The sequence below is a fragment of the Natrinema soli genome (genome assembly GCF_028618695.1).
Map to the genome: position 1 here is coordinate 1 of NZ_JAQIVI010000529.1, position 7,770 is coordinate 7,770.

Annotated in this window: 7 protein-coding genes; 2 read left to right on the forward strand and 5 right to left on the reverse strand. The window is 64.4% G+C overall.

Annotated elements, in window-relative coordinates; all coding sequences use genetic code 11:
* A partial coding sequence (locus PGX04_RS25825) for an arginase family protein (RefSeq protein WP_273741114.1) occupies positions 1-333 on the reverse strand: 333 nt, incomplete at its 3' end.
* Positions 334-491: 158 nt separating this feature from the next.
* Between PGX04_RS25825 and PGX04_RS25830 the strand changes: the two genes are divergently transcribed.
* Together PGX04_RS25830 and PGX04_RS25835 are read left to right on the forward strand one after the other, a co-directional pair.
* The gene (locus PGX04_RS25830; RefSeq protein WP_273741115.1) at positions 492-1,178 is read left to right on the forward strand and encodes a metal-dependent transcriptional regulator; all 687 of its coding nucleotides are present in this window, start codon (positions 492-494) and stop codon (positions 1,176-1,178) included.
* 179 nt (positions 1,179-1,357) lie between these two features.
* Positions 1,358-1,891 (forward strand): Rrf2 family transcriptional regulator, encoded by a 534-nt coding sequence (locus PGX04_RS25835; protein ID WP_273741116.1) that lies wholly within the window; start codon positions 1,358-1,360, stop codon positions 1,889-1,891.
* A 118-nt stretch (positions 1,892-2,009) separates the two neighbouring features.
* On the opposite strand, the gene gyrA is transcribed toward PGX04_RS25835, so the two are convergent.
* The 4 genes from gyrA to PGX04_RS25855 all read right to left on the reverse strand — a co-directional run.
* On the reverse strand, positions 2,010-4,499 hold the full coding sequence (gene gyrA, locus PGX04_RS25840) for a DNA gyrase subunit A (RefSeq protein ID WP_273741117.1): 2,490 nt from the start codon (positions 4,497-4,499) through the stop codon (positions 2,010-2,012).
* 23 nt (positions 4,500-4,522) lie between these two features.
* Positions 4,523-6,454, reverse strand: coding sequence for a DNA topoisomerase (ATP-hydrolyzing) subunit B (gyrB, locus tag PGX04_RS25845; RefSeq protein ID WP_273741118.1), 1,932 nt, complete (start codon positions 6,452-6,454; stop codon positions 4,523-4,525).
* A gap of 110 nt (positions 6,455-6,564) precedes the next feature.
* Positions 6,565-7,281, reverse strand: a complete 717-nt coding sequence (psmB, locus tag PGX04_RS25850) for an archaeal proteasome endopeptidase complex subunit beta (protein WP_273741119.1) — start codon at positions 7,279-7,281, stop codon at positions 6,565-6,567.
* Positions 7,274-7,770 (reverse strand): Ntn hydrolase family protein (locus PGX04_RS25855; RefSeq protein ID WP_273741120.1); only part of this gene is annotated, 497 nt, incomplete at its 5' end. The genes PGX04_RS25855 and psmB, both read right to left, overlap by 8 nt.

Here is a 7,770-nt window from a genome sequence, read left to right on the forward strand (position 1 = left end):
GAGCGACCCGATCGCGACCGAGTGGTCGCCGCCCAGGATGAGGGGGAACTCGCCGTCGGCGAGCGTCGAGGCGACTCGATCGCCCACGCGCGAACAGACGTCCTCGACCTCCCGGAGGAATTTCGCGTTTCCCCGACTGGGCTGGTCGGCGTCCGGATCGCGCTCCTCGGCGCGCGGCATCGAGAGGTCGCCGTCGTCGATCGGTTCGACGCCCGCTCGCTCGAGGCCGTCGGCCAAGTCCGCGTATCGGATCGCCGAGGGACCCATATCGACACCGCGGCGGTTCGCCCCGTAGTCCATCGGTGCGCCGATGATTCTGACGGTTCGTCCCATACGGGCGCTACGCCATCGATGGGTTTGGTCGTGGCGATGTCGACGGTAGGTGTCGTAACGATACAGTCGACGAGTTTTGCGGTGGTTCGCCGGGAGCGACGGTCCGGCTCACCGCTGGCGACAGCTTTAGGGTTAGACGCGTCTAATCCCGGCACAGCATGATGCTGAGCGACGTGATGGAAGACTACCTCAAAGCGATCTACCAGCTCCAGCGCGAGACGGACGATCGGATCAAGACCTCCGAGATCGCGTCCGAGCTGGATGTCACGTCGCCGACGGTCACGAGCATGCTCGATAAACTCGAGGCGCGCGAACTCGTCGACCGCGAGAAGTACCGCGGGGTAACCCTGACTGACGAGGGCGAAACCGTCGCACTCGAGGTCGTCCGCCACCACCGGCTGCTCGAGGCCTACCTCACGGAACACCTCGATTACGACTGGTCGGAAGTCCACGCGGAAGCCGATCGACTCGAACATCACATCAGCGAGAACTTCGAGGCCCGCGTCGCCGATGCCCTCGGTGAGCCGACGGTCGACCCCCACGGATCGCCGATCCCCGGCGCGGACCTCGAGCCGCCGGAACGACCCGACGGCGAGGCCATCACCGAGTTCGAGGCGGGGACCGTCGTGACCGTCGCCGAGGTCGCCGACCAGGATCCAGACGTGTTGTCGTATCTCGCTGACAACGGCGTCCAACCGGGTGTCGAACTGGAAATTCTCGAGATCGCACCGTTCGGGATGGTGACGGCTCGCTCGAGCGAAGCGGACGAGCCGGTCTCGCTCCCCGAGTCCGTCGCCCATCACGTTCGAGTTGCGACGCCCGCGGAGCCCACACCGTCGTCGTAGGTGACGGGAATCACTCGAGCGGTTCGGTCAGTGCGGGGCGGTTCCAATCCAACGGATGCGAATTGCTGTGGAACGAACGAACCGAAACTTCTTCGCAGCGCCGGTTCAACCGTCATAATACTGCCAAAACGCTCGGCTCACCCGCCGGGTTTAAGGAATCCAAATACGAATATATCACTATGTCATCCATCGAACTCACCCCCAGCCAGAAGAAAATCCTCCGCGCACTGACGAATCTCCACAAGGAGGTCGAAGACGCTATCAAAGGGGAGGACATCGCCGAACAGGTCGACCGCAATCCGGGGACGATCCGTAACCAGATGCAGAGTCTCAAAGCCCTGCAACTGGTAGAGGGCGTACCGGGGCCGAAAGGCGGCTACAAACCGACGGCCGCCGCCTACGAGGCGCTCGAGATCCAGCAGATGGACGAGCCCGCAGCGGTCCCGATGCAACACGAGGGTGAACCCGTCGACGACACCATCATCGAGGAGATCGATCTCTCGAGCGTCCACCATCCGGAACTCTGCCGCGCGGAGATTCACATCCAGGGAACCCTCAGCGACATTCACGAGAACGACTCCGTCACCGTCGGCCCGACGCCGCTTTCGAAACTGGTCATCGAAGGCACGGTCGACGGGAAAGACGATACGAACAATATCCTCATCCTGCGCATCGACGACATGGTCGCGCCCGCCGAAGAACCGACACACTGAACGGGCGGTCGGCCGCGTTCACCACGCTTCTCCTCTGAGCGCCTGCGCTGGCGTTCGACAGTTACGACGCGAAAATGAGCAGGAATCAGCGTCGGTAGCGCAATGGGACCTCGAGCGGTCAGTTCGGGTCGTCGACTGCGTCGTCCGCGGCGGCGACCGCCGACGCCGGAATCACGTCGACGCTCGCGACCGCGTCGCCGTCCTCGACTTCCATCACGATCACGCCCATCGTGTTCCGGCCGACGGTCGAGATTTCGTCGACCCGCGTCCGGACGATCTGGCCGCGCTCGCTCATCATCACGAGCTGGTCGTCCGCATCGACAGCCTTGACGGCCGTCACGGGACCGTTTCGTTCGCCCGTCTTGATGTCGATCAGCCCCTTGCCGTACCGTGACTGGGTGCGGTACTCGGAGAGCAGCGTTCGTTTGCCGTAACCGTTCTCCGTGACCGTCAGCAACGCCTGTTCATCGCCTTCGTCCGTCGCGACCAGTCCCGCCACGGCGTCGTCGTCCTGGAGTTTGATGCCGTTGACGCCGCGGGCGTTCCGGCCCATCGCGCGGACCTCGCCCTCGTCGAAGCGGATCGTCATGCCGCCCTCGGTCGCGATGACGAGGTCCTGGGAGCCGTCCGTCACGTCAACGTCGACCAGTTCGTCGCCCTCCTCGAGGTCGGCCGCGATGATTCCCGTCGAGAGGATGTTGTCGAACTCCTCGCCGGCGGTGCGCTTGACGTAGCCGTGTCGGGTGACCATCGTTACGAACTCGTCGTCGCCGAAGGCGTCGGTGTCGACGATGGCCGTGATCTCCTCGCCGGGATCGAGATCGAGGATGTTGATCGCCGATTTCCCGCGCGCGGTCCGGCCCATCTCCGGAATCTCGTAGGTCTTGAGCCGGTAGACTTCGCCCTGATTCGTAAAGCAGAGCAGGTAGTCGTGGGTGTTAGCCCGGAAGACCGTCGTGACGCGGTCGTCTTCCTTGACGTCCGCGCCGATGATCCCTTTGCCGCCCCGACCCTGGGGGTCGAAGCCGTCGATCGGCATCCGCTTGACGTAGTCGTCTTCCGTCATCACGACGAAGACCTCCTCCTCGGGGATGAGGTCCTCGTGGGTGACCGTCCCCTGATCCTCGACGATCGAGGTTCGGCGGTCGTCGGCGTACTCGTCTTTGATCTCGCGGAGTTCGTCTTTGATGACGGAGAGCAGTTCGGACTCGCTCTCGAGGATCGCGGTCAGGCGCTCGATTTCGACCTGCACGTCCTCGTACTCGGCTTCGATCTCGGCGGCCTCCATCGAGGTGAGACTGCCGAGTTGCATCCGGACGATGTGGGTGGCCTGCTCCTCGGAGAAGTCGTAGGCCTCCCGCAGTGCCGCTTTCGCGGCCGACCGGTCCTCGCTGTTCCGGATCAGTTCGACGACGTCCTCGGCGTTTTCGACGGCCGTCATTCGGCCCTTGAGGATGTGTGCTCGCTCCTCGGCCTCCTGGAGGTCGTACTCGCTGCGCCGCCGGACGACCTCGCGTCGGTGGGAGATGTACTCCGCTAAGGTTTCCTTGAGCGAGAGCACGCGGGGCTGGCCGTCGACCAGTGCGAGGTTGATGACGCCGAAGGTCCGCTCGAGGTGGTTCTCGAGCAGTTTGTTCTCCACGACCTCCGCGTTCGCGCCGCGTTTGAGTTCGACGACGACGCGGACGCCGTTGCGGTCGGACTCGTCGCGCAGGTCGGAGATGCCCTCGATCTCGCCCTCGTTGACGTCCTCGGCGATGCGCTCGACGAGGCGGGCCTTGTTGGCCTGGAAGGGGAGTTCGGTGATGACGATCCGCTCGCGGTCCGACTTCCACTCCTCGACTTCGAACTCGGCGCGAACCCGGATTCGACCGCGGCCGGTCTTGTAGGCCGAGTAGATGGCGTCCCGGCCGACGATGTTCGCGCCCGTCGGGAAGTCCGGCCCCTTCACGTGGGTCATCAGGTCGTCGACGGTCGCGTCGGGGTTGTCGATCAACTCGATCGTCGCGTCGATGATCTCTCCCAGATTGTGCGGCGGGATGTTCGTCGACATCCCGACCGCGATCCCGGAGGAGCCGTTCACGAGGAGGTTCGGGAACGCCGCCGGCAACACGTCGGGCTCTTGCAGGCGGTCGTCGTAGTTCGACGAGAAGTCGACCGTGTCCTTGTCGATGTCCTCGAGCAGTTCCTCGGCGAGCGGGGCCATCCGCGCCTCGGTGTATCGCGGCGCGGCGGCGGGGTCGCCGTCCATCGAGCCGAAGTTCCCCTGGCCGTCGACCAGCGGATAGCGCATCGAGAAGTCCTGGGCTAACCGGACCAAGGTGTCGTAGATCGCGCTGTCGCCGTGGGGGTGGTAGTCACCCATCGTCTCTCCGACGATCGAGGAGGACTTGCGGTGGCTGCTCCCGGAGGAGACGCCCATCTCGTGCATCGCGTAGAGGATGCGCCGGTGGACGGGCTTGAGCCCGTCGCGGACGTCGGGGAGGGCGCGACCGGCGATGACGCTCATCGCGTAGTCGATGTAACTCTGCTCCATCTCGTTTTCGATACGGACGTTTTCGACTGACCGTGCCTCGACGTCCGTCGGATCGGGTACGTCTGAACTCATGTGGTTACGTCAAATCGTCTCTCTCAGATGTCGATCCACTCTGCTTCCGGCGCGTGATCCTTGATGAACTGCTTGCGGGGTTCGACGGCGTCGCCCATCAGGACGGAGAACATCTTGTCCGCCGCGGCCGCGTCCTCGATCGTGATCTGCTTGAGGATGCGGTTGTCGGGGTTCATCGTCGTCTCCCAGAGCTGTTCGGGGTTCATCTCGCCGAGCCCCTTGAACCGCTGGACCCGCGTCGGGTTCCCGTCACACTTCTCTTCGATAATCTCGTCGCGTTCGGCCTCGGTCATCGCGTCGTAGGTCTCGCCGCGGTAGCGAACCCGGTACAGGGGGGGCTGGGTCGCGTAGACGTAGCCGCCCTCGAGCAGCGGGCGCATGTGCCGGTAGAAGAACGTCAACAACAACGTCCGAATGTGTGCGCCGTCGACGTCGGCGTCGGTCGCCATAATGATCTTCTTGTAGCGGATGTTCTCGACGTCGAACTCGTCGCCGATCCCCGCGCCGATCGCGGTGATCATGTTCCGAATCTCGTCGTTCTCGAGGATCCGATCCAGGCGGTGTTTCTCGACGTTGAGAATCTTCCCCTTGATGGGGAGGATAGCCTGGAAATCTGGGTTTCGGGCCTGCTTCGCGCTGCCGCCCGCGGAGTCACCCTCCGCGATGAACAGTTCCGCTTCGTCCGGATCTTTGGTCTGACAGTCGGCCAGTTTGCCGGGGAGAGAGGTCGAATCGAGCGCCGACTTCCGGCGCGTCAGTTCCTCGGCCTTCTGGGCGGCCATTCGGGCCTTGGCGGCCTCGACGGCCTTCATCACGATCGCCTGGGCGGTGTCGGGATGTTCCTCGAAGTAGGTGCCAAGTCCCTCGTGCATGGCGCTCTCGACGATCCCGCGGACTTCGCTGTTGCCGAGTTTCGTCTTCGTCTGGCCCTCGAACTGGGGATCGGGATGTTTGATCGAGATGACCGCGGTGAGTCCCTCCCGGATATCCTCGCCGGTGAGGTTCTCCTCGAGATCGGAGAGCAGGTCGTTCTCGTTGGCGTAATCGTTGACCGTCCGCGTGAGCGCGGTCTTGAACCCGGTGAGGTGGGTCCCGCCCTCGCGGGTGTTGATGTTGTTCGCGAAGGCGTGGATCGACCCCTGCAGTTCCTGCGTGGCCTGCATCGCCACTTCGATCTGGATGTTCTGCTCCTCGTCCTCGAAGTAGATGATGTCGTCGTGCATCGCCGAGCGCGTCTCGTTCAGATACTCGACGAACTCGCGGATGCCACCGTCGTACTCGTAGGTCTCAGAAACGGGTTCGCCCTGGTCGTCGTCCTCGCGCTCGTCGCGGAGCGTGATGCGGACGCCCGAGTTGAGAAAGGCCAGTTCTCGGAGCCGGTTCGAGAGCGTCGAGAACGAGATCTCACCCGTCTCGAAGATGCCCGTGTCGGGCCAGAACTGGATCTGCGTGCCCGTCTCCTCGTCGGGCTCCATGTCGCGAACGCGCTCCATGTCGCCGACGGGTTCGCCGCCTTCGAAGGCGTGGCGGAAGACGCCGCCGTCGCGCTTGACTTCGGCCTCGAGTCGCTGGGAGAGGGCGTTGACGACCGAGACGCCGACCCCGTGGAGGCCGCCGGAGACCTGATAGGACTTGTTGTCGAACTTGCCGCCGGCGTGGAGGACGGTCAGAATGACCTCGAGTGCGGGGCGGTCGTACTCCTCGTGGGTGTCGACGGGGATGCCGCGGCCGTCGTCGGCGACGCTCACCGAACCGTCCTCGTGGATGGAGACGGTGATGTCGTTGCAGTGGCCGGCCAGTGCCTCGTCGATCGAATTGTCCACCACTTCGTAGACGAGGTGGTGGAGTCCTCGAGAATCGGTAGAGCCGATGTACATCGCCGGTCGCTTTCGCACGGCCTCCAGGCCCTCTAAGACCTGAATTTGCCCGGCGCCGTACTCGCTTTCCTGGGACATGTAAAACCTGCTTTCGGATAGTGGTCCGGCCCTAATAAAAGTCACGTGTACGCGCGCGAGCGCGAGCAGTCGGGTGATCGAGAGGGAGATCCAATACCCGCCGAAACGGCCTAGATGACCGCGTCGAAGTCGTTGTGGCCCTGGATATCGACGCCCTCGTCCGTGACCTCGGCGAGGAAGACGCCGTTGCCGGAGCCGGTGTCGCGCTCGACGGCGCTCTTGATGGCGCGAGCAGCGACCGATTGGGCCTCGTCGAGCGAGAGATCCTCGGCGTACTCGTTCTCGAGGAGGCCGTAGGCCAGTTGCATCCCGCTGCCGGTGACCGTGTAGTCGTCGGCCATCACGCCGCCTGCGGGGTCGATGCTGTAGACGTGGCTTCCCTCGTCGTCGACGCCGCCGAGGATGGGGTTGATCGCCCGGAACGGGCCGCCGCGGGCGAAGTTGCCCGCGAGCGTCGCCAGCGCCTCGATCGGCATCGGCTCGCCGCGGCGGGATTCGTAGAGGTTGACCTCAGCGCGCAGCGTTCGGATAAACGACTGTGCACCGCCGACCGAGCCGACCAGCGTCAGCGCTCCCGTGGGGTGGATCTGCTCGACCTTCTGCACGTCCTTGTTCGAGACGAACCGGCCGCCCAGGCTGGCGCGCATGTCCGTCGCGATGACGACGCCGTCGTCGGTCGTGATGCCGATCGTCGTCGTCCCCGTGGAATTGACGTTCTCGCCGTAGTCGTCGCCCCGGCTGCCGTCGGGGAGCGAACCCAGTTCGGGTTCGTACGGCGACGGGTCGTCGTTGCCCTGCGGCGTCGACGGCTGGTTCCAGTTATTCATCGGTCTCCTCCTCCTCCGTCTCGTCGATCTCCGCGAGGATCGACTCGAGGTGGTCGGTTTCGACCGAGTGGAACGACTCGTCCTCGGTCGTGATCGTTGCGACGTCGACGTCTTCGGCGTCGACGACCCCGTCTTCGGGTTCGCTGAGCGCGCTCAGTGCGACTTCGATGCCGCCGTCGACGTCGAGATCCTCGCGGTAGTGCTCCTCGAGATGGCCCTGAATGGTGTCGCGCTCGCCACCGATGGCCGCCGCCTTCCACTCGTAGTCCGTCCCCGAGGGGTCGGTCTCGAACAGTTTCGGCTCGCCGGCGTCGATTCCGCCGACGAGGAGGGCGACGCCGAACGGACGCGCACCGCCCGTCTGGGTGTACTCCTGAATGTGATCCGTGACCGCTCGCGTCAGCGTCTCGACGCCGATCTGCTGCCCGTACCGGAGCTGTTCGCCCTGCGCGCGGCGACGCGCGAGATCGACGAGCTGGCGCGCGTCGG